General features: G+C 37.6%; 18 protein-coding genes and 2 pseudogenes. 4 read left to right on the top strand and 16 right to left on the bottom strand.

Features of this window, described 5'->3' with window-relative positions; translation table 11 throughout:
* Nucleotides 1-104: 104 nt before the first annotated feature.
* The 8 genes from arcC to allC are packed head-to-tail and all read right to left on the bottom strand — an operon-like array spanning nt 105 to nt 9016.
* Complete coding sequence (gene arcC, locus CD138_RS01280; RefSeq protein WP_019168810.1) at nt 105-1040, bottom strand: carbamate kinase; 936 nt, start codon at nt 1038-1040, stop codon at nt 105-107.
* 7 nt (nt 1041-1047) lie between these two features.
* On the bottom strand, nt 1048-1818 hold the full coding sequence (locus tag CD138_RS01285) for an oxamate carbamoyltransferase subunit AllH family protein (protein ID WP_019168809.1): 771 nt from the start codon (nt 1816-1818) through the stop codon (nt 1048-1050).
* The gene (locus tag CD138_RS01290) at nt 1815-3080 is read right to left on the bottom strand and encodes a YlbE family protein (RefSeq protein WP_019168808.1); all 1266 of its coding nucleotides are present in this window, start codon (nt 3078-3080) and stop codon (nt 1815-1817) included. Before CD138_RS01290 ends, CD138_RS01285 begins: the two co-directional genes overlap by 4 nt.
* Nucleotides 3080-4834, bottom strand: a complete 1755-nt coding sequence (gene fdrA, locus CD138_RS01295; RefSeq protein ID WP_019168807.1) for an acyl-CoA synthetase FdrA — start codon at nt 4832-4834, stop codon at nt 3080-3082. Before fdrA ends, CD138_RS01290 begins: the two co-directional genes overlap by 1 nt.
* Nucleotides 4835-4860: 26 nt before the next feature.
* A complete protein-coding gene (gene allD, locus CD138_RS01300; RefSeq protein WP_019168806.1) occupies nt 4861-5910 on the bottom strand; it encodes an ureidoglycolate dehydrogenase in 1050 nt (349 codons plus the stop codon).
* A 17-nt stretch (nt 5911-5927) separates the two neighbouring features.
* Nucleotides 5928-6959, bottom strand: a complete 1032-nt coding sequence (allD, locus tag CD138_RS01305; protein ID WP_019168805.1) for an ureidoglycolate dehydrogenase — start codon at nt 6957-6959, stop codon at nt 5928-5930.
* A 15-nt stretch (nt 6960-6974) separates the two neighbouring features.
* Nucleotides 6975-7763 carry a (S)-ureidoglycine aminohydrolase gene (gene allE / locus CD138_RS01310; RefSeq protein ID WP_019168804.1) on the bottom strand — a complete coding sequence of 263 codons (789 nt, stop codon included), beginning with the start codon at nt 7761-7763 and terminating at the stop codon, nt 6975-6977.
* A 29-nt stretch (nt 7764-7792) separates the two neighbouring features.
* Nucleotides 7793-9016: an allantoate deiminase gene (gene allC / locus CD138_RS01315; RefSeq protein WP_019168803.1), complete on the bottom strand. Its 1224-nt coding sequence runs from the start codon at nt 9014-9016 to the stop codon at nt 7793-7795.
* Nucleotides 9017-9188: 172 nt separating this feature from the next.
* Between allC and CD138_RS01320 the strand changes: the two genes are divergently transcribed.
* The gene (locus CD138_RS01320) at nt 9189-10007 is read left to right on the top strand and encodes an alpha/beta hydrolase (RefSeq protein ID WP_019168802.1); all 819 of its coding nucleotides are present in this window, start codon (nt 9189-9191) and stop codon (nt 10005-10007) included.
* Between the two features lie 12 nt (nt 10008-10019).
* The gene (locus CD138_RS01325; RefSeq protein ID WP_019168801.1) at nt 10020-11264 is read left to right on the top strand and encodes a M20 family metallo-hydrolase; all 1245 of its coding nucleotides are present in this window, start codon (nt 10020-10022) and stop codon (nt 11262-11264) included.
* A gap of 92 nt (nt 11265-11356) precedes the next feature.
* Here the strand turns inward: CD138_RS01325 and allB are convergent, their stop codons facing one another.
* Nucleotides 11357-12721 (bottom strand): allantoinase AllB, encoded by a 1365-nt coding sequence (gene allB / locus CD138_RS01330; RefSeq protein ID WP_019168800.1) that lies wholly within the window; start codon nt 12719-12721, stop codon nt 11357-11359.
* On the bottom strand, nt 12711-14168 hold the full coding sequence (gene allW, locus CD138_RS01335) for an allantoin permease (protein ID WP_019168799.1): 1458 nt from the start codon (nt 14166-14168) through the stop codon (nt 12711-12713). Before allW ends, allB begins: the two co-directional genes overlap by 11 nt.
* Nucleotides 14169-14310: 142 nt before the next feature.
* Between allW and CD138_RS01340 the strand changes: the two genes are divergently transcribed.
* Entirely contained in the window at nt 14311-15918 is a 1608-nt protein-coding gene (locus tag CD138_RS01340; RefSeq protein ID WP_019168798.1) for a PucR family transcriptional regulator, read from the top strand.
* A 109-nt stretch (nt 15919-16027) separates the two neighbouring features.
* A complete protein-coding gene (locus tag CD138_RS01345; RefSeq protein ID WP_019168797.1) occupies nt 16028-17269 on the top strand; it encodes an MFS transporter in 1242 nt (413 codons plus the stop codon).
* Between the two features lie 56 nt (nt 17270-17325).
* On the opposite strand, the gene CD138_RS01350 is transcribed toward CD138_RS01345, so the two are convergent.
* From CD138_RS01350 to CD138_RS01375, 6 genes and pseudogenes are all read right to left on the bottom strand, one after another.
* Nucleotides 17326-18057 carry a methyltransferase domain-containing protein gene (locus CD138_RS01350; protein ID WP_019168796.1) on the bottom strand — a complete coding sequence of 244 codons (732 nt, stop codon included), beginning with the start codon at nt 18055-18057 and terminating at the stop codon, nt 17326-17328.
* 203 nt (nt 18058-18260) lie between these two features.
* A complete protein-coding gene (locus tag CD138_RS01355) occupies nt 18261-21392 on the bottom strand; it encodes an AAA domain-containing protein (protein WP_019168795.1) in 3132 nt (1043 codons plus the stop codon).
* Between the two features lie 278 nt (nt 21393-21670).
* Nucleotides 21671-21763: pseudogene (locus tag CD138_RS01360) on the bottom strand (50S rRNA methyltransferase); the annotation flags it as partial.
* 78 nt (nt 21764-21841) lie between these two features.
* On the bottom strand, nt 21842-22618 hold the full coding sequence (gene cas6 / locus CD138_RS01365; RefSeq protein WP_019168793.1) for a CRISPR-associated endoribonuclease Cas6: 777 nt from the start codon (nt 22616-22618) through the stop codon (nt 21842-21844).
* Nucleotides 22618-23892 (bottom strand): type III-A CRISPR-associated CARF protein Csm6, encoded by a 1275-nt coding sequence (csm6, locus tag CD138_RS01370; RefSeq protein ID WP_019168792.1) that lies wholly within the window; start codon nt 23890-23892, stop codon nt 22618-22620. The genes cas6 and csm6 overlap by 1 nt, the downstream gene beginning before the upstream one ends.
* Before the next feature lie 18 nt (nt 23893-23910).
* A pseudogene (locus CD138_RS01375) lies at nt 23911-24160 on the bottom strand (type III-A CRISPR-associated RAMP protein Csm5); the annotation flags it as partial.

Genomic DNA, 24160 nt, shown 5'->3' on the forward strand with positions numbered 1-24160 from the left:
TTCTCATTTCATATGGGTATGATTTGATGAGAAAAACGAACGTTCACGGCACTATTCATTCTCCGTGTGTCGTTCGTTTTTCTCATAGTCATTGACACGTCATATTATTTTAAAACAATTCGAGTCCCTGCTTTTCCTGCTAATGCATCCACAGCCTCATCTAACGCACAAATAATCGCTTCTTTACCTGACTTCGCAAATTGGAGTGCAGCTTCTATTTTAGGAAGCATACTGCCTTTTGGAAATTGGTTTTCTTGAATGTATTGTTCAATTTCTTCAACTGAGACCTCATGTAACGCTGCTTGATCTGGACGACCATAGTTAATATAAACGTTAGGTACATCCGTCAACATCATGAAAACATCTGCTTCTATTTGTTCAGCCAATTTAAGACCTGAACGATCTTTATCAATCACTGCTTCCAATCCATGCAGTTGCTGTTCTTCGTCTTTATACACAGGAATACCCCCGCCGCCTGATGAAATAACAATCGTACGGTCAAGCATTTGCTTCATTTCGTCCACACCGTGAATACGCATCGGTTCTGGTGAAGGCACAACACGTCGGTAACCTCGTCCTGCATCTTCAACCATTGGAAAACCTTGCGCTTCCATTTGTTTAGCTTCTGCTTCATTAAAAAAGACGCCAATGGGTTTTGTTGGTGATTCAAATGCTGGATCTTTTGGATCAACCTCAACCATCGTCAACAAACTGACAACATTGTCTGTCATATGACGTTTTTGCAAATGATTTTTGAGACATTGCTCCATCATATAACCAATAAGCCCTTGTGATTGTGCATTACAAGCATCGATTGGTGATGGTGGCACTGTCGCTTTAGCTGCTTCATTTTGCGCAATAATATTACCTACTTGTGGTCCATTTCCATGTGTTACAATAATTTGGTGACCCGCCTCTTTAATTTCTACCATATGACGTGTTGCATTCTCTATATTGCGGTATTGATTTTCAAAGGTAGGTGTTTGCTTCGGTTGTAAAATCGCATTCCCCCCTAGTGCAATCACTACTTTTTTTCCCATCATTTATTCACTCCTTAATTAAACCAATGTATATACCGTATAATGTGTCTTTTCCTGAGCTCGATCCCACTTCAACAAGTGCTTGAATCGCCTCATCAGAAACAGTGTCGTTAAGTTGACTAATTCTCGAACTAAATATGCCTTGAAGTGCAAGATTAAGAAAGTTTTCACTAATGATTGTTGTACGTTCTTGTGCGATCAGTGTCATCATTGTTTGAAAATGTACCGGTGCAATAAACGGTTGAATAAAATGACTATATAGCAAACCAACAAGAATATCGTCACCTGTTGGGGTTAAGCCATTCCCTCTTCCTACAAGAAACGTTAATTGTGGTATCACGTTCTCTTCACTATCTGACAGAACACGCTTAAATTCTTTCATGCGTGATAATGAAAAATCAGTATGGGCATAGTCTGAAAAATCATACGCATTCAAATGCATCCATAACGCCTCTACATCTGCGTCGTGAAAGTTTTGACGTGGTTCGTCGATGATCGTATCCAAATCTAACGAAAACTGCGCATGTTTTAATTTGAGACAATCTACATGAAATTCATCATTACGCTGAATTTGTGCCAACATTTTCTTCTTCGTCTCTTCATCTACCGATATACCAAAAGGAAACGAGCCATTTTCATTCGTCCCAACAAAAATAATGGCCCCATTTTGATTCATTAAATTAAATCCTTTTTGAAATTGACTGTGTACATGCCAAGTTGTTGTTTCTTTTAATAAAGCAAGTACGATCGACCCGACCGCACTTGCATGATACATCATCCTTCAAACCCTAACTTTTTGGCATATGCTGTAATCGCTTTTTCAAAACATGCGATAGGTGGGTGTACCGTGCCCGCACCGATTTGACCATAACCGGCTACTTTATGTGCAATACCAGTATTGATTACCGGTGTAATGCCTGTTTCGACTACTTTACGTGCATCAATACCTAAGCATGCACCTTTAAAATCCCAAGTTGGAATAATAAAATTCGGATTTTCACCTACACAAATTTCCATCATCTGATTACTTGTTTCTAATGCATCTTGAAAACCACCTGTACCAACAAAACGTGTAACGGCTGGTGCTGCAATCATTGCCATACCACCTACACCTATTGTTTCTGTAATGGCAGAGTCACCAATATCTGGGTTCGCATCTTCAGCTGAATACCCTGTAAAATACAACCCTTGTGGCGTATTAACGGGTGCTGTAAACCATTCGTCTCCCATACCTGCAATACGAATACCAAAATTTTCACCGTTACGGCACATCGCAGTGACTACCGTGCCATGTTGAATTGTACGTGCTGCATCCATCATTGCTTTACCAGTTGCCATAGCGATGTTTAAGAAAAATTGATCTGTATCCGCTAAAAATTGGATGACTTCTGTTTTTTCAGCACTTGATACATTTTCTAATTCTGTAATTGCTGGTGAAACCTCTTTTAAAAACGCTAACGATGCTGCGATATTACGTTGATGGAACTCGTCCCCCATTGCGATCGCTTTTGCAATAAGAACGTTCACATTCAATCCGTCTTCAAATGTTTTCAACGCTTTACTTAAAACAGGACCAAGTACGTCTCTCATCCACTCTAATCGCTCAATCACTTGTGTGTTGTATGCACCAAAGCGCAATACTGCTCCAATACCTTCATTCATTTGACAGTAGGCTTCATTGCCATTTTCTTTATTCACAACGACAAGGACTGGCATATTGGGTGACGTAATTCCTCCCATAGGTCCTACTGCATTGACATGGTGACATGGAATGAAAGTAATGTGATTGTTTTCCAATAATTCACGTGCACTTGCTTCATCATTTGCCCAACCTTCGAAAAGAATCGCACCTACACATGAACCTTGCATCGGATCTGTCATATTTTCATATTTGATAGGTGGTCCTGCATGTAAAAGCACATGTTCTTTCAACTCTGGAATCACTGATTTTGCAGGAACGACATCCGTTAAAAATGGTGCTGCTGCAATCATCTTTTGAATGACTGCATCATTTGCTTCATCAATTGTTTTATATGCCATTAGATTGTCTCCCTTTCTAAATGATTTAAAAATTGTAAGACTTTCATGAGTTTCTCATCGCCACCTGCAATAGGTTTCCAATTGAACTGTACGCATTCTGCACCACTGTCACGAATAGCTGCTGAAAAACTCTTTAATCCAATATTAATAATGCTCGGTTTAACATTGAGCAGTTGAACCATCTCATCACTCACTGTTAAATCTACTGTTTCTTTATCAAATGTCTTTTCTACACGTTCAGGTTGTGAGACGTCATAACCCAATAAATGAATCGCTGTACGCACCATTTGATCGTTTGTTTCGCAAATCACAGCACCTGCACGTTTTAAAATATCAATTTGTTGTTGATAACCTTGATGGTCTTGTGCCGTACCTACAACCGTCGCTAACACAACAATGTGGCGCCCTTTTTCTTTCGCATGTTGAATGACTTTTGAAATGGTTGGTGCCAGTTCAGATGCCATATCGTCATGGCTACCATTACCGATGACGTCATCAAGTAAAATTACCGCAGTTGTTTCATCTTCAATGGACGCTTCCAACATTTCGATACGTTTTTCCGGATCAATCATCGGGTGTGGCTTCCCTTGTGTATAAATGTCATCACCTAAGTCAATCACAGCATGAGCTTCAGTTTTTAACATATAACCATCTTGTTTTTCTGATTTTGTATTCTTTAACGCATGATTAATTAACATTGCTGCTTCAGAAGCAAGTGTTCCTCCTGAATAAAATCCCTTAATTCCCATTTGACCTTCTACAAACTCTGCTTCAATATCTGTTAAAATCGATGGCTCGAAATGTGGTGTTTCACCGTTCGACAGCTGAACAGACACACGTGCAGCTTCTTCTAATGTATATGCATGATAAATACCTGGTTCATGATACGTAGGTACATCTCCCAAGAAAAGCGTTACAACAGGTTTCTCAATATTTCTTAATACATTAAGCACCTTTTCTTTAACTTCTTTTGCTGGTGGTTTAGAGATCACCGTAATCACTTTGACTTTTGGATCTTGATTTAACGCTTTAATACTATCTAACATTGTGATCGCACCGATTTCTGTCGATAAATCACGTCCACCAGTACCAATGGCATTTGTAACACCTTTGCCTTCTCTATCAATGATCGTCGTGACTTCTTGAATACCTGTTCCTGAAGCACCAACTAATCCGATATCTCCTTCATTGACAATATTCGTAAAAGCAAGAGGTACCGAATGAATAATACCTGTTCCACAATCCGGACCCATTACGAGTAGGCCTTTTTCATGCGCCATTTCTTTCAAGCGTAATTCATCAGCTTTAGGCACATTATCACTAAACATAAATACATGTAATCCTTCATTGAGTGCATTTTCAGCTTCCATTGCAGCATATTGCCCAGGAATCGAAATCAACGCCATATTCGGTTGTTTCGCTAATTCCATTGCACGCTTCCAATTATGCACTTCTTGTTCGTTTGACGATGCATCGACATTGTTTTCGCCTTTCAATGTCGCTTCAACCATTTCGTCAACTTCATTCACTTTTGCTTCATCTTCAGTGTCAATGACAACAACAATGTCATTAGGATTCGCTTGGTCCAATTCGTCTGAACCTAACCCCGATGCTCTAAAAATATCTTTATTGGCTGGTGTCCCCATCATCACTGATACTTTTTTCACGCCATCAATTGAATTCAGTTTGTTTGACAATAACATTAATACGATTGAATCTTGATACGTATTTTCTTTTATGATTGTATATAACATGATGTTCCTCCATTTTTATTTCGACTTCATTCTGCAAATCGGTTTTTCCCATGATATCGGTCATAATGCACATCATCTGATTTAAGATAGTCATATATCTCGTCTACAATTTCGATTCCTTCTTGATCATATTTTTTACTACGCAAGCGACCGCGTTCACCTGGGAAATAAATTTCACTAAAGCCAGGTGCTGCTGGTTGTGCTTTAAGTTCATCTAACATTTGTGCAACTTGACGTTTAAATTGATCTGCATCTGTAAAATAAGACGGATTAATCACAATGTGCAGTTGGCCTAAGTCGCGACCTTTCGTTAAATCTTCATACATTGAAGACACATGCATACCATGTGGGACCCCCAATAAACTTCCCGCTAGAATGTCGACCATCATCATTAAGCCGTATCCTTTAGGCCCTGCAACTGGTAACAATGCATGTACATCTCTTGAATCAGTTGTAGGCTCACCTTGTGCATTAACCGCCCATGTATCTGGTATGGACTCTCCTTTACTACGCGCATCTAATACTTTGCCCCATGCTTGGACAGTTGTAGCCATATCAAATGTAATGATCCGTTCATCACTTGTCGGTGCGCTAAATGCGATAGGGTTGGTTCCAAAGTACGGTTCTGTTCCTCCAAAAGGGACAACCATTGGATCAGACTGACACATGCTCAACGCAACCATGCCTTCCTTTGCTGCTTGTTCAACAAAATATCCCAACGCCCCACTGTGTGAAAGATGCTTCATGCCGACAACTGCTATGCCTGATTCGCGTGCCATATCAATTGCATGCTGCATACCTATCTTGGCAACCTGATGCCCTGGTCCGTTGTCACCATCGAATATAGCTGTTGATGGGCCAGTTTTTTCAAATTGATAGCGAGGGTGAATTGTTATGCCACCTTTTGCAATACGTTCCGCGTAATACTCTACACGGACTGCACCATGTGAGTGTATACCACGATGATCTGCAAACGTTAAAACGTCAGCCACATCATAAGCCGCTTCTTCTGGCAAGCCTGCTTTCATCAATTTTTGTTGTATTAAATCAAATAATGCTTGTTTCGTGACTTTCATACAATCTCCTCCATTGCTTAATATAGCGTTGGTGACTCAAGATATTGCACGATGTCAGTTGGAATTGGAATACCTGATTGTGCATACGTTTTTGCCACTGTTTCTTGTATTTCACCCGGATAATACACGTTGTCAAAACCTTTTGCCGGCTGAATTTGATGTAATTCTTTAACCATTTGTTCTACTTTATTTAAAAAGGCATCCTGATCTCCAAAGAAACTCGGATTAATCACTAAATGAAATTGACCTAATCGACGATATTCGGATAAATCTTTATACATGGATGTAACATGCATCCCATGTGGCAAACCTAACAAACTTCCGGCTAATATATCGACCATCATCATTAAGCCATATCCTTTCGCGCCTGCCATAGGTAAAAGTGCGCTCACCTCATTCGGGTCTGTTGTTGGATGCCCTTTATCATCGACAGCCCAAGTATCTGGAATCGCACGCCCTTTACTTTGTGCATCTAGAATTTTGCCCCAAGCTTGAACCGTTGTTGCCATATCGAATAAAACCGGTGTTTCATCGACTCTCGGCGTTGCAAATGCAATAGGATTTGTCCCATAGTACGGTTTTGTCCCACCATAAGGCACGACCATTGGATCAGATTGACACATCGTCAATGCCACCATTCCAGCTTCAGCGGCTTGTTTAGCATAATAACCGATCGCACCACTATGTCCCATTTCGTATATGCCAACAGCACCGATTCCGCTCTCTTTTGCTAAAGTAATCGCATGTTGCATGGCTTCATAAGCAACAAAGTGTCCCAGGGCATTGTCGCCATGAAAGACACCTGTACTTGGTCCTGTCTGTTCAAATTTCATTTGCGGTTCCAAATTATATCCTTTTTTCACAATGCGTTCTGCATAATAACGCATTCGAACCGCACCGTGCGAATGAATACCTCTTTCATCTGCAAAAATTAATAAATCTGCTGACTTTTCTGCTTGTGCAACGGGAAGTCCCGCTGCAACAAGCTTTTCTTTCATTAATTGACGTAGCTGTTCACCTTCTACATAGGTCAGATTTTCATTTTCCATGTCAGTCACACCTACTTAAATTTCAACATCTCTGTTGGCATCTTTTGAATAAATATAAGCAAATGGTTCCTCTAATCCAATCGCATATGTCGCTTGTGGCACATATGCGCCCATAAAGATATAATCACCTTTATCGACAGGTAACCAGTCATTGTCTAAGTTGTACATGCCACGACCACTTAATACATAAGCACCGTGCTCTTGTACATGTGTTTCAATATAGCCATGTGAAGCACCTGGTTTGAATGATAAAATGTGAATGTTCATGTCATATGCAATGTCAGCAGGCAATAAATCTTGAATTAGGACTTCATCCATACCTTCATATGGCGTTTGTTTCAGATCATTAACGTTGCCAGATACAATTTCTGGTGAATGCCCTTCAATAGGTTGATAACGCTTTTTATATAAGAAAAGTCGACTATCTTCACCATTATTATTATTTTCAAATGTTAATTTTAAATGCGGCGGCACATAGAGGTAACCACCTTGTTTTAAGCTATACGCTTTATCTCCGGCATAGGCTGTAATTTCACCATATACGACATATACAAATGACTGCACGCCATCACCTGCAAAGCCTTGTTTGTTACCACCATTATTTTTAACTGTTACGAGATAGTCCACAAAGCGTGCACCAAGTCTTGGTGATCCTAAAATTGTAATATCGCAACCTTCAAATCCTGGAACAACATTATTTACGACGCCATCTGGTGTGATCACCGCGTAATTATCCTTTTTAATGACTGATCTCGTTTCTAATAAACCTTCTCTATATCCTTGATTATGGTTTAAGTAACCCATACATGACACTCCTTTATGATTGTTTATTTTTAATATGCGAGCTGGTATAAAACCTCTGCTAATACTTCAATTCCTTTAATTAAATCCTCTGTTTTCGTTTCTTCTGCGGTGTTATGTGATATACCATCAATAGACGGTACAAAAATCATGCCAGTTGGTACATGTTTTGCAAAGATTTGCGAGTCATGACCAGCACCTGATGGCATCACTTTATAATTACCATCAGCTAACTTCTCTGCTGCATTAAGTACTTTTTCAATAATCGTGTCATTCATTAATGTTGGCGTTTCATCCATCCATAAATTAATGTCAACATCCATTTGATTTCGCTCTGCAACACTTCGAATGGTTTTCTCAATTTCATCCGCAAATGTATTTAAAATTTTCTGATCGACATGACGTGTATCTACTGAAAATTCCACTTCTCCTGGAACGACATTGACTGTATTTGGTGTTGGTGTCACATGACCAAATGTTAAAACAAGTGGGTCACCAATTTCTTCAGCGCGTGCTGTCAGTGTTTGAACAATTTCACTAATGGCCACAACTGCATCTCGACGTAATCCCATTGGTGTTGTGCCAGCATGGTTCGCCTCACCTTTCAAACGAACTGTGTAACGTTTTTGACCTACAATGCCATTAACGACACCGATTTGTTTGCCTTCAACTTCAAGTACTTTCCCTTGTTCGATATGAATTTCTACAAACGCTTTGATGTCATCACGTACTTTATTATCTTTACGGAAGTCAAACCCCGCTTCATGCATTGCATCTACAAAGCGAACACCTTCCGCATCTTCAATCGTTTCAACATCTTTTTTGTCTGCGAGATTAAAGAAATTTTTACTTCCCCAAAATGTAAATGGAAAGCGACTTCCTTCTTCTTCAGCCAATGACAACACTTCAATTGAGCGTTTTGGCTGACCATATTTTTCTTTTAAATATTTTGTTGCGATTAATGCTGCTAAAATACCGTACTGCCCGTCCAAATGCCCACCTTCAACGACAGTATCAATATGAGAACCTGACATCACCGTTTCTTCAGGATGCGTCATACCTACCAAACGACCTGAAATGTTTCCAACAGCATCTTTTTGAACTTCGAAACCTTCTTGCTCGAAAATTTGTATGAGTTGATCGACTGCTGCTTTCCATTCTTTTGAATATAAAAGACGTGTAATGCCCCCTTGCTCAAGGCCCCCAAAAGAAGTAAAAAGTTGATCCATTTTTTCAAACTCGCTAAGTATGTTCATTGTACGTCCTCCTTACTCATCTATATATTTCATTATAAAAATAATATGACGCTTCTTCATTGACGTAACAGACAATATCTTACCTCTATTTTATGCATTTCGTACAAATACAATCATCATTTGGTAAGGTACTATATATTTAGGAGATTATTACTTAAAAGGAGCATATCCGATGACTGAAAAATCTGTGCTTGAGACATTTGGTACAACATTCAAACATACAGGCCGTTGGTATCCGACAACGAAGCGTGATGCCCCTCTCGGCACACTGCTTTATATTCACGGAGGGGGTCTCGTATTTGGAAAAATGGATGATTTACCTGAAGCTTATATGGATATTTTAAGAGGCACATTCAACGTATTTACTGTGCCTTACCGTTTTATTCCAGAGGCAAGACTGACAGACATTGTTGAAGATATCACAGCAGCATATGATCATATATCTGAACAACAAAATGCCCCCATATACGTAATGGGACGTTCATCTGGCGCATATCTCGCTAGCTTACTTGCTACACTTCGCCCAGTACATGGACTGATTTTATTTTATGGCTATTACGATTTTAAACACGCGGCATTTCATCGTTTACCATCCGATCAGCACCATATCGCTTCACTACTTACCGATAACCTTGAAAGCGAATTGACACATAACGAACCAATATCACACGAAGAAACACCTATGCGCTACTTGCTTTATCTTTATTACAGACATCGAGGTATTTGGTTAAATCGCATGGGCGAACACATCGAGGCATACCAACTTCAACATTCAGACCTTAAGGCATTACCATCGACTTTCCTTGCGCACTGTACATTTGATCCCGATGTCCCTTTTGAATACAGCAAAACAATGGCACGCTACATTCCACAACATCATTTGGAGACGATTTCAAGTCACGCTCACGATTTTGATCGTCAAGTTACTCAAGATAACATCAATATTTATCGAAAAGCGACACAATTTTTATGGCAACAACAATCACATTAAAGGAGTGTTGATATGAAATTAACTCGTGTATTAAAAACCCTTAATAGTTTTAATAATTTAGGCTTAAGTACCTCTTTGAAAGGGATTAATCGGCTTGCTTTCACGCACAACGAACGTTTAGCAGCGCTCAAATTCTCTATGTACTGCCAAGAAGAAGGATTACAGGTGTATTTTGATGGCATTGGCAATGTTATCGCTAGACGTGAAGGTCGCTATCCAGATTTGCCACCTGTCCTGATTGGTTCACATATCGATACCGTGCCAGAAGGTGGTCGCTATGATGGGTTATTAGGTGTCGTTGGCGCATTAGAATTTGTACGCTATTTAAATGATCAGCAGATTGAGACCGATCATCCTATTGAAATCATTGCATTTACTTGTGAAGAATCTGCGCGCTTTAATGTAGCCACACTCGGCAGTCGTTATTATTGTGGGGATCTTTCAACAGAAGAAATGAAAAAGTTATCTGATCAAGATGGCAAGACTTTATATGAAGTGGTACAAGAAACTGTCACAACACAAGCAGTGGACCGCAAACCCGCACCACAACCGAAAGCTTATGTTGAGCTTCACATTGAACAAGGGCCTGTTCTTGAAAAAACGGCAACTGATATTGGCATTGTGACACATATCGCAGCACCTCAACGATTTAAACTGACACTACAAGGGGTAACAAGTCACTCAGGTGCAACACCTATGATGATGCGACAAGATGCACTCACTTGTGCAGCTGAAATCATTACACAGATCGAAGCAATTGGACAGCGCTACCAAGAAAGCGGCCTAGTTGTCACTGTGGGGCATATCGACATTCGTCCTAATACGATGAACGCGATTCCAGGTGAAGCGACTTTGTTCATTGATCTTCGCAGTATCGATACGACAGCTCGTGATGAAGCTGCTGCTGCCATTGAGCAAGCCATTGCAACGACGACACAACAACGCGATATTCAATACACTTTAACCACACTTACCGAGGAGACGCCAACACAACTATCTCAACCGATTGGTCAAATGATTGAATCTATTTGTCAATCGAATGAAATCACGTATCAATATTTATTTAGCGGCGCTGGACATGATGCGATGCAATTGGCAAAATGTTGTCCTACAAGTATGATTTTTATCCCTTGTGAAAAGGGCATTAGCCATTCACCCGATGAAAATGTCACAGATGCGCAAATACGTATAGGTGTTGAAGTCCTCATACAAACAGCACTTCAGTTAAGCTATAAAACCACACAAGTCAGTTCATAACAAAAGCGCGGTGCATGATCCAATTGAAACCTCGTCACATTGAAATTTCAACGGATTACACACCGCGCTATTACTTATTCTCTATAACTTAATTATGAAATAAATTCACCATATTTTTCATCGCTCAATCCCTTTTCAATGTCATAAATCACATGACCTTTTAAGATTGTTTTCACAACACGTGCACCAATTTCACGACCAATATATGGGCTGATTTGGTGTCTATACGCTAAGTCTTCAGCTTGTAATGTGTAAGATGTATTCGGTGCTATGAATACAAAGTCCGCATCTTTGCCAACTTGGATTGTTCCTTTATTTGTTAAACCAAATCGTTTTGCTGGATTATGTGCAATGATTTCTGCAAAGCGTTGGAGTGACATTTGACGTTTATTGACACCTTCATCAAATAATACATCCACATTGTTTTGTACGCCTGCGATTCCGCCCCATGCTTCAAATGCGTTATCTTTATCTTTAAGGTCAGGTGTACATGGAGAATGGTCAGATGTTACAAACGAAATATCGCCATTTAAAACACGTTGCCACATACCTTCTAAACGTGATTTTTCACGAATTGGTGGTGAACATTTCACAACTGGTCCAATCTCATCCAACTCTTCTTTGTAAAAATAGAGGTAATGTGTACATGTTTCACAAGTGATGTCTACACCTTCTGCCTGTGCTTTTTTCACTTCTTCTACGCCTTCTTCACAAGCAACATGTACAATATGCACACGACAACCTGTTTCTTTCGCAAATAAAATAATTTTTCGAATCGGTTCAACTTCTGTAAATACAGGACGTGAATCCACATATGCAGCTAAAGTTGTTTCACCATTTTCATATGCTTGTTGACCTAACACATCTGTAATCGCTGCATTTTCAGCATGGATAGATAAAATTTTGCCAGTTTTAGCAATTTGTTTCATACCTTCATATAATGAATAGTCATCTACATTCATAAAGTCGCCATCAATTGAACGATCACCACATGTTGCTACAAAGCATTTATATGCAACAACACCGTCTTGATCCAACTCTTGAATACCACCATTTAAGTTGAATGGGACTAAGCCACCATAGCTTGCAACATCGACAGATAACTTGCCTTTACCAGCATCAAATTTAGCTTGAATTGATTCATGATCTACTGTCGCAGGTACTTGGTTGAGTGGCATTTCAACAATTGTTGTCACGCCACCTTTTGCAGATGCGCGTGTGCCTGTTTCATAACCTTCCCATTCATCACGATAGCCTCCACCTGGCTCTGTAATATGAACATGTGCATCAACCATACCTGGTGATACGATATGACCTTGAGCATCAATCACAGTATCAGCATCTCCCAATTCTTGCCCAATTGCCGCAATCACACCGTCTTTAATTCCAATTTCTACATTTGCTTCTCCATCTTGTAAAATAACACGACCGTTTTTAATAATTGAATCAAATTTCATCATAATCACCTTTTCTTCTTAACATTTGATTAAGTGCAAGATAACAAAGACCCGCAATAAAGAAACCTATAAACCATGATAATTGTCCGATAATACCAAGTTGTGGTATGAAGCCCAAAGATGAAACAATTACACCGATAATCGTTGCAACATAAGCACTCATATTAAAACGCTGAACACTTTTCGAAACATCATTCATATCAAAATAGAGTTTCTCTAAGTTAATTTTTTTCTTAGCGACAACATAGAAATGAAAAACCATAACCCCTGCGACCGGACCTAAAATAGCGCCAATCATATTTAAGAAAAGAAAAATACTATCATTATTTTCCATCATCTTCCACGGCATAATTAAGATACTGACAATCCCTGCAATAACAACACCTTTACGGTATGTAATTTTCTTAGGGAAAAGCGCACTAATTTGATAGCCGGCTGGAATAATGTTACTTGTCGCATTGGTAGAAATCGTTGTCATTAACAAAATCCCTACAGCAAATATGATCGCAATGTTACTATCCCATCGCTCAATAATGTTTAAAATATTCCATTCTTGTTTGCCATAATAAATCGAACCACCGATAAGAATACAAATACTTGAAAACGCGAATAACACATGTGCCACAACGACACCAGATATCTGACCAATAATTTGTGCTTTCGTAGATTTTGCGCGTTGAGTAAAATCTGCAACACTCGCACCAGGTGCAGCCCATACAGCAAGCAATGAGTTAAATACGATAAAAAAGCCTAACAATACTGGATAAGCTGTACTACCGTTTGTTGACAACTCATAATTTAAAATGTTGGAAAAACCGCCACCTGCTTTGATTCCCCAAATTGTCATTCCACCAAAAATGATATAAATGAGTGGATTTAACACTGCTGTGAATTTGTTGAGGATTTTTCCACCGCCAAATCCAATCGCAAAATTAATGAGCCAAAAGAGCATAAATGCGATAAATCCTGATACCGTAATACCTAAAAATTTATGTCCACCGCCAATGTCAGAAAAACCAGGAAAAATTTTGTTTAATACGATAATCAATGCAACAGAGCCGGCAAAAGTTTGTAAGCCAAACCATGCGATCCCTGCAATAACACCACGTAAAATTCCAGGTAGTTTTGCACCGATGTCACCATAAGTTAACCGCAAATGAATCGCAAATGGAATTCCGTATTTGGAACCGGCATAGCCATTCACTGCAAGTAAAATCCCAATTAAAAATGAACTGATAACGAGTGCAAACATGACTTGTAGCGGCGAAAGACCGAGTATTAAAAAACCACCTACAGCTGCATAGTTCGGAATATTATGCACCGCACCCATCCACAATGTGAAAAAGTTAAAGGCTGAAGTATCTCTTTGCTCAGGGCCTTTGGGCATAATATCTTTATTGTAACCACGTTGCTCATAGAATGTTGGGTCATACTGATGCAAAGCCATGATGATCCCCCTTTTATGAAGTTTTCAAGATTGTATACAAATCTTTCAAAAATTAGTGTACTATTGAAGCAATGAATATTCTTTGTCACTTTTGACATAAACAAATATTTTTTTAGTTATTTTATACAAAGGTGGTGTGTCCATGGCAACTTTAGCGGACATTTTAAAGGTGGAACAATTTTCGGGGTTATCAGTTTTGAATGATGAGGCCGATTTAAATCGCGTTGTAGAAAGTGTTGATATTACTGAAACACCTGACGTCATGAACTATACAACAGCAAATGCGCTACTCTTAACAACAGGGATGAGTTTCCAAAATAATCAACGTGCGCTCATTGACTTTATCCGTGAACTTCATCATGTTCCTATAGCAGGGCTCGCAATCAAATTATCTCGCTTTTTACAAAAATTAGATCAAGAAGTTATAGATTTTGCGAATGAATTGAACTTTCCATTGATTGAGATTCCTTCACATTGGAAACTCGGACCGCTTACACATCATATTTCATCCTTTATTCTTGATGAAGAAACAGAAAAACTATACTACGCTTTAGATATTCAACAAAAAATGAATCGTATGCTCATTAACGAGTATCCCGTTTCTACCATGATTCATCAAATGTCTAAAATATTGAAAGTGCCTGTCCTGTTAATCAATCCGTTTCACTTAGTTGAATCAAAAGGGGGACATTTTGAAAATGATCAGAGGGCTACACAACAAGCACTCAAGTTTTTTCACCATACGTACCTGAAGCAAGAATTAAAAAACGATCATGATTTCCAACGCGAATATGTCGTTTTAGAGGTCCCTGCTTTCAAATATTTTCCATACTATTTGCTCATTTCAAAGGCATATACGTTAAGTTATCCTTTTAGTCATTTAGCATTAGAACAAGCTATCAATACACTCAGCTTTGCAATTTATAAAAATAGTAAAATTCGAGCAACCGAACAACATGAAAGCAGCCAATTTTTCACTTCTTTGATGTACAGCAAAGATCCAGAACCTATTGATATGAGAATGAATCCAGAATTTTTCAGTCGTTATAACCTAAAGCATTCTAATTATTATCAAGTCATCATTTGTGGTGTCGACAAAGAAGAAGGTATCGAAAATAGTATTTATTTATCAGAACGTCATCAACTCACATTTGATTGGCTTTATAGCATGATGACAGAATTGGATAACGATATTAGTGTCTTTGGACTCAATGATCAAAATAAATTTGCGATTTTACTACAAAAAAGACACACATACTATTTAGACTATTGTCGATTTTTACAAAAGGAATATCAAAAGCACTTTGACAGTACGATTTCGTTTGGTATTGGTCACGAGGTCACAGACTTCAAACAAATCCCGATGTCTTTTGTAGAAGCCAATGACATTTATGATACGTACGTTGAAAAAGAGGAAAAAGAGTTTTTGAACACATATAAATCAAAAAATGTTGAAGAACTACTCCAACTGGTACCTACTGATAAGTTACGTCCATTTGTCACATATACTTTAGGTCCATTAGCCTATCCAGACAACCCTAAAGATCAAGAATTGAAAAAAACATTGAAAACATTTGTAGAACATCAATGCGACATTACACAGACGGCTAATATTTTGTTTATTCATCGGAATACGGTTAAATACCGCATCAAAAAATGTGAAGAATTGCTGAATATGGATGTCACACACCCTAAAAATTCATTAGATATCCGCATTGCTATTTACACATCTGAACATATCGCTATGTAAAATTTGTTAAATGTTACAAAAAAAGACGTGTTTTTTATAGATTTCACCAATTATTCCCTCTCTAGATACGCGTAAACTAGAAATAAAGAAAAATCAGGAGGGAATCATTATGAACAAACAGGTGACGGACGCGAACTATTATAAAAAGATTATTATAGCGCTTGTCCTTGGTTGGATTGCAATATGGATTTATCGTACTGTTTTGACGCCGATTTATCCGCAAATCCAAAGCGATCTCGGCAATGTAAGCGACTCTCAGATTGGGCTCGTCGCAAGTGTATATTTCTTTGCTTATACTGGTATGCAAATTCCATCGGGCGCACTTGTCGATAAATTCGGCCAAAAGCGCGTGTTGATTCCAGCATTCTTAGGATTTGCGATTGCAGCCTTTATCATCGGAACTGCACATACACTGACTCAAGTTTATTTAGGGGCATTAGTTGCGGGGATTTCTACCGGTTCTTATTATGGTGCTGCTTTTTCACTTTCAGCCAAATACACACCGAAAGATAAAAAGAGCTTCTCTAACGCCATCATTAACAGTGGCTCAGCTTTAGGGATGATTATCGGATTAGTAGGCTCATCCGTGTTAGTAGGCGGACTGAATATCCAATGGAACTATATGCTCTTTATGACTGGCATTGTTATTTTAGCAGTTACAGTTGTCTTTATTCTCTTTATTAAAAACGACAAAGCGCAAACGATGCCACAACAAGTCAAAGCACACCCTACTACTGTTTCGACATCAACACAGCATACAAACTTGTTTGCACCAAAGCAACTCGTCATCTATTTCGTCTATTTCGCGACATGTTACGGATACTACATGATTGTGACTTGGTTACCATCATTCTTAGTTGCCGAAAAAAACTTTGAGCAATCGTCTGTTGGTTATGTCGCAGCGATTGTCGCTATTACAGCTGTCCCAGGGGCACTACTCTTTTCAAAATACATTGATAAAAATGCACATCAACGACTAAATTTGATTGTGATTTTGCTTTTTGCAGCTGCTATTACAATTAGCTTAACAGTTTTCTCACCTACACCGATTGTACTCTATATCGCACTCATTCTTTATGGCTTACTCGGTAAATTAGCGATTGACCCTGTGCTCATTACGTACGTGTCTGATTCAGTGAAAGAAGATGTTGTTGCAAAAGCACTTGGCATGTTTAACTTTTTCGGCATGTCTTCTTCTGTCGTTGCACCTTGGTTAACTGGACTCATTGGAGATATGACAGGTTCAAAAGTGATTGCTTTTTACATTTCAGCTATTTTATTAGTGATTGCTGCACTCCTCTTTATCGGTGTAGTCATGCTACGTAAAGATGAGCAACCACATGCAGAATAATGAAAAAAACGAGCAGTTGCCCCCACAGCTGCTCGTTTTTTCATTCAATAGTTAGATCATTTCCGTCCATAGACACCATAAGCCATGTCACGTATAAATGCCGCATCATGACTCTTGGCTTCTTGCTGCATCTGTTGTTTCCATGCTTCCAGTGAAAATTCTTCGCTCACCACGCCATGTTTTCGCATCCGTGGTAACATCATTTCCGTCAACCATTGTAAATCGTTGTTGTCAGACGTTTGAATCATCGCTTCTGCATTCACATGAATCTCGGTCATACCTGTTTGTAGAAATAAGTTATACAATTTCTGTCCAATATGAATATCGCCACCTTCTTGTTGAACCGTTGACCACACACGTTGAATGGCTTGTTGATGTTCCGGTAACGCCGCCGCGCCAACACCGCCATTAATCGCATCACTTTCTTGAAAACACATGATGCCTTGAGGTTTTAAGTGTTCTTTCAATATTGCCAAACTTTGAGGAACATCCGGTAAATACATCAGAATTCTTCGTCCCACAATCACATCGAACTGTCCGAGTGATGCAGATAACTGATAAAGGTCCGCATTCAAAAATTGCACGTTCGCTGACTCGTTTTCTTTTTCCGCAATATTAAGCAGGTCCTGATTCATATCTACACCGATGACCTCACCTGTATCACCCACGAGTTTTGCAACAAGCTGTGTCACTTCACCTGTCGCACAACCTACATCCAACACACGCATCCCCGCTTCAATACCCACATTTTCAAGCAATCTCTTTATAAAATCATTTCGACCTTGCATGACACGACCTCCTCTTTAATACAACATCGATTGTACTGTATGATACAGTCATTTTCGAGTTTTGTGATTAGACGATGCTGTATGGAGCGTGAATGGGTGTTTTCTCACTTAAAGTCCGCACAATTTGATCAACTTTTCTTAATCATAAAAGAACATCAATAAACAGTCGTAACACTTGAAGCTACGACTGTTTATTTCATTGCTTATGCATTTTTCTCTTCATCGATTGTCTTATAATATTCAAATTCACTGATACGCGTTTTATCCCCGACAATAATAAATTCCTTCTTTGCACGTGTTACAGCCACATTGATTAAATTTGGTTTTTGACATGACCATTTAATTGCACCATTTTGTGTTTCGTCTGTACCTGTCACAAAATACACTTTAGCTGCTTCTTTACCTTGAAAAGTATGCACTGTTCCAATTGATGCCGTTAACCATTCTGAAACACCTATCTCTTTAGGGATTTGCATAGCTAATTTGATTCGAGCTAATTTAATCACTTCATTTTTTACTTGAGTAAATGGTGATATTACAAAAACACTCGGTGGATTTTGGCTTTTCTTTAATGCTTCTTCCCAATCTTGACACAGAGCAGAAACGACTGCTTCCCCTTGCGCTTTGACATATTGCTTTGGATTCGCTTTTCCTTTAACATCTAACCATGATACTTTGCCTATCACACCTTTTTGTTCATTGTTTTTAATATACTGAGGTAGCACCATTTTTTCTTCATATGCTATCTTATTACAGATTGTAAACATAGGATTCAAACACCTTCTATGTACCCATAACGGTATACCTATCCATTGTTTATGACTTTGGGTCTCTTTCCAATAACCATAACGATTGGCATAATCAGAAAGTGTCTGTACAGAAGCCTCTACACTTACAAGTCTTTCAGGCACATCATAAGCTTTTCTCACTAAATCAACTAAATTTTTGTCGAGCGTAACTACCGGTTCAATTTGTATTGGATCTCCTACTGCTACAATATGTCTTGAACGTTGAATTGCACCTACTGCTGCTTGAGGAACAGCTTGACCCGCCTCGTCGATAAAAAGATAGTCGATAAAATCTTTAGGCATCGTTTGATACATCATTCTAAAACTCGCAAAGGTAGTACTAATCACAGGGAAAACAAGATGGATCACATTCCATGCATTTTCTACTTTACTAGGTGATGTCACCATATATTCAAAACGCCTTTGAAAATCATAAAGACCGGATTGAATTTGTTTGGCATTACCTACTAAAATCAACTTATGTAACACCATCGCATTTAAAAACAACATGCCCCGATGAAATTGTAGTTCATCAGAAGTCCATAAAACTTTTTCTTGTCTTGCTTGATATGCCTCATTGGTATCTTCCCAAAAATCATCACTTGGCATATGAATATCGGGATGTTCTTCTAGAAATGTCGAATAAGCCTCTCTAGATAATTCATAACCTTTCAATCGTGCTTCAACTTGATTTTTTTCTTCCTGTAGACTTTCAAACAACTGTTTGGATTCATTTATAGCTTCATCTATAGCTGCTTTTTGCTTATTCAACGCAACCTTTTTCATCAATAGTGCTTCAATTTCAGTTCGATAGGCTTCAACTTTTTCATTACCAGAAAATCTATTTTTAACCTTTTCCATTAAAGACATGTTTGATTTCATCGCTTGAATCAACTGTTCGATATCCGCTTTATCACTTTCTATCTTCTCAATCTGTTTAACGATAGCTATTCTATCATTTTCAAGATTTTCAACACTTTCAAATTGATTGATTTTTGTCTGATATTCATCTCGTAAATGAATATCATTTTGACATTGCTGGGCTTGCTGTTGCATATTTTTATAAAGCTGGACACCTTGCGAAATTTCTTCTTTCAATAATTTCACTTGTGCTAATGTTTTTTCGAAGTTTGCTTTAGCTGCTTTCCACTCTTTATTTATTTCAGTCGTATTCAAAGTTTCAATTAACAACTTATTCAACGGTTGACTTTCACTATCTGACAGCATTTGTGCCATTACTTTATCAATATTTGCCTTTTTACCAAATACACCTGAAAACAATCCCCAAGCTGGTTCTCCTATCAACCTTTCAGCTATGTCCTTAAACAATACTAATTGCTGAGCTGTATTTTGATATGCTGCTTCATAATGAGGAAATTGTGTATTTTCTCCATTCCTTATGATTTCAGACAGTTTTGGCAAATCTTTAGAAATATTTTCGACAGCTCCGTTGTTACTTGAAGCCACAACCATTTTGAACAATGTATGTTGATGATTCAGAAAAGCCGTCGCATATTGGTCAGTTTCATGAATTTTCTTATATACAAAAGCATCAGTAGGACGTGATAATTCAGCAAAGGTTTTCGCTCTTTCAACAATATAATGTGCAAAAATATCTTTAAGTAATGTCGTTTTACCCGTACCAGGTGGACCATTCACGGAACTGACTTGATTGACATTACTTGTAATTTGATTGACAGCTACTTGCTGCATCAATGACAGCCTATGTTCAACTAGAGACGGCCACCGACCATCAGGATAATTTTGAGGTTCTAAATAGTGTTCAATCAACGCTCTATTTTCATCAATAACATTTCTATCGTTATCATTTATACCATGGATATACTGCTTTAACGTCTCATTCGGATTGTTTTTCGCCATTTCCAAGTCTGAAATATAGAAACTATTCAAATCATTATTCTGTTTGTCATTTTCGATGTGATGTATTGCAACCGCATGATTGAAATATCCTGATCGTTCGGATACTAAAACTTCAAAAAAATGACGATATAATTCATCTAACTGTATTATCTTTTCCTTATCTAATGGATTGTTGCCAAGTACTTCTTCACATTTATGTTTAAATTTTTCGAAATGATCATAATATATTGCTTCAATATCTGCGCCTTTATTTTGTTTAATTTGTGCAAGTGCGCTCATCAACATCGGCACATGCAATGTTTCAATAAGTACGTTTCCTTTATCATCTACCATAAATGTATAACCATAACAGTCTGTTTGATCGACGTTATACACTTCTTCATCATTGAACATACTGCGCAATAACTTTTCAACTTCTCCAAATTTAAAATTAAATCGATACATTTGAAACTGGATTTTACTTTTGCGTTTCAAGTCTTCTTTTAATTGAAACCTTTGATCTTCCCATATCGTATAATATGAAGTGAAATCGTGTACTTTCTTTTGTTGTTCATTTTGTATAAAAATCTCTTTATTTAAATACGCTTTGACATCTTCAATGGTGCCCGGTTGTAATGTTTCTAACAATGACCAAGCTGACAGTGTATTTCTCACTAATTCCCCCATTAGAAAACCTCCAGAATTGTCTTAATATTCATTTATATTTTATCAATAATTCTGTATGTTTTATACTTTTTATTGAAATCAGTTTAATCTATGACACAGCGTCAACACTTTATATTATTTCTGTATCTGCCACAGTTTTACCTGTGACGCCTCCACATATTACTTATGACCTTATCATTGTTAATTCTTCACTCACCACGTCATGTTTTTCCATACAGAGTAACATCCATTTCGTCAACCATTGTAGATCATTATTGTTAGACGTTTGAATCATCACTTCCACTCGCACAACCTACATCTAACACACGCATTACCACTTCAATGCCCGCACTTTCAAGTAATCTCTCTATAAAATCATTACGCCCTTGCATGACACGACCTCCTTCTTACTTCGTTATTCTATTGGATTCATAGCGAAATGCATAAATAAACAGTCGTATCTCTATATGTTACGACTGTTTATTTTTCCGGCTATTTTGTTCAGTTCTAGATTCGACAATACTATATTTTCCCATTCCCAGACTCGTTTTTATTCCTACACCACTGAATGCCCCGAAGTTCAATAGAAAATGACTCAATTGCAATACAGGAAGCGGTCCATTAACCTTTAAAGTAATCTCACCAATAAATGATGGGATTTTAACTTTTTCCAAATGAAATCGTGTTGTTTTTAGGCGGTAGTCAACAATATGGATATGATTATTTAAATATTGTAATGTATCATAATCATACATTTGGTATGCATCAAAAAACGTGTCGAACTGCATCATTATACTTCTAAAAAGACTATTTATATCAGGAAATATCATATATGTTCCATTTGACTTAAATGACATAGGTGTCTGAATCTGTAATTTTATAAAACGACTAAGTTCCTGCTGATTTAAATACTGATTCATCATCTCTTTTATATCTATTTTTTCTACTGTGAAAGACATGAAATCAACAAATGCCTTATAACGCTTTAAATACAACCTTTTTTCTTGACCAAATAGCATCAATAACTCCTCTGTTAATTGTTGAGACAAACTTACAATCTCCCATAAAAGCTGTTGCTTATCATTGATATAAATACGTTGTTTCAACGGACTATAAGCAGATTCGTGATGTAATATAGTGGCCAAATCATCGGAAAATTGATCCATTAAGGCACCATGGAGAACACTTCCCATATAAGAAGCGCGCATAGTAGATGGTATTTTTAAGTTAACTGTTATTTTATTCATTATAACAACCCTATAAGTTTTTCATTTTTATATTCTAGAAAATCAAAATCTTCTTTTTTTATATCAGGAAACGAGTGTGATATCATTTCAGGAATCGCTTCTACTGCTTTTTTTATTTTTTCCATGTTTTTCTTACTTTCTAGTTTAAGTGGCTCTAATTGATGCGCAATGGAGTTTCTTAAATCATTAATATTCATGATGGATTGAGATGCATTCAAAATTGGTGATTTTTGGTCAATTGCAGCTATGATATCAATATATGCTGGTAAACTCACTGTATATTTAGCATCAATGTTTTTACCTTGCTGTTGCAAATATAATTTGTATTTACCAATTTGTGCTGATTGCTTTGCTCCATTGTGATTAATATACGGTTTACCTTTTTTATCTATGATGAAACTTGGCCATTTTTGATCAATATAATAACGAAGGATGTACTCAGCAATAGATTTCACTCGAATGAGTGTTTCCGCAACGTCATGTCGCTTATATCTCATACTTAATAGTAAATAATGTAACAAGACTTTCTGTAAATCCTTATTTGTATACTTCTCAATAAGTTCAGGAAATACAGTATGCGTTTTAATTTGCTTTGTTAATGCTAATAATTCTTCCTGTAATATATGACTATTCCTCAATTCTGAATGTTCACTAATAACGTGATACGCAGCTTCATAATCATAGTGTTTAATAAGTTCTTTCAACTGAGAACGTAGCATTGCCTCTCTAAAACTAATAATATTAATCGGTTTAGATCTTGCAGGTGCACTCTTTTCCCTTTGACTAACTTCTATCAATTCTTCCATTTGATGACTAGGATTCGCAAAATGGCGTACTCCATTGTTCGACGGGTCAGGGGCCGCAACTTGAATACACACCTTTTGCTCTGGATATGTAATATATTCTAAACATAAAGTCGATTCCATTTGTGGCGTTCCACTCGTAACATTAAGCAATATTTCTGGTTCATCATGTCTATATCTAATTTTTTGAATATGTTCGTGAAAGGTTTCTTTATAGCTATCAAAATCGTGCTCATGCACAATATTTTCTATAATAAGTTTTACCTTTGTTGTAGGAGATACAGACTGAACAATCGCTTCCCAATCAAAAGTTTTTCGACCAGGTATACGTTCAGTGCCTTCCCAAATACTTTCTGTAAAATACAAGTAAACATACTCAGGCATATAGTGTCTTACAATATGTAACATTGCACCATCATAATTGTGATTCCATGGGTCTGTATTACCTATAGGACTAAATAAGACTTTCAAAATTAACACCCCCACATACTATTTTTGATTGAAACTAATTTGACACATACCTTGTTGATAATACTCATTTTTGGCTAGATTTACCGTTCCTTTTAAAACGATTGGGACATTTCGAGGTATTCTTCTCATTTTGGCATAAGGATTTTTATGCCTTTTTTTCAAAATATTAAAAGTTTTTTGTTTAGCGATTGTATAGTTATGACGTTGATAGTATAACGTTTTACTCGCAAATCCTACACCACCACCAATATATATGATATTGTGTTTC

Origin of the sequence: Staphylococcus intermedius NCTC 11048, assembly GCF_002902385.1 — a bacterium.
In the GTDB taxonomy this organism is placed as follows: Bacteria; Bacillota; Bacilli; order Staphylococcales; family Staphylococcaceae; genus Staphylococcus; species Staphylococcus intermedius.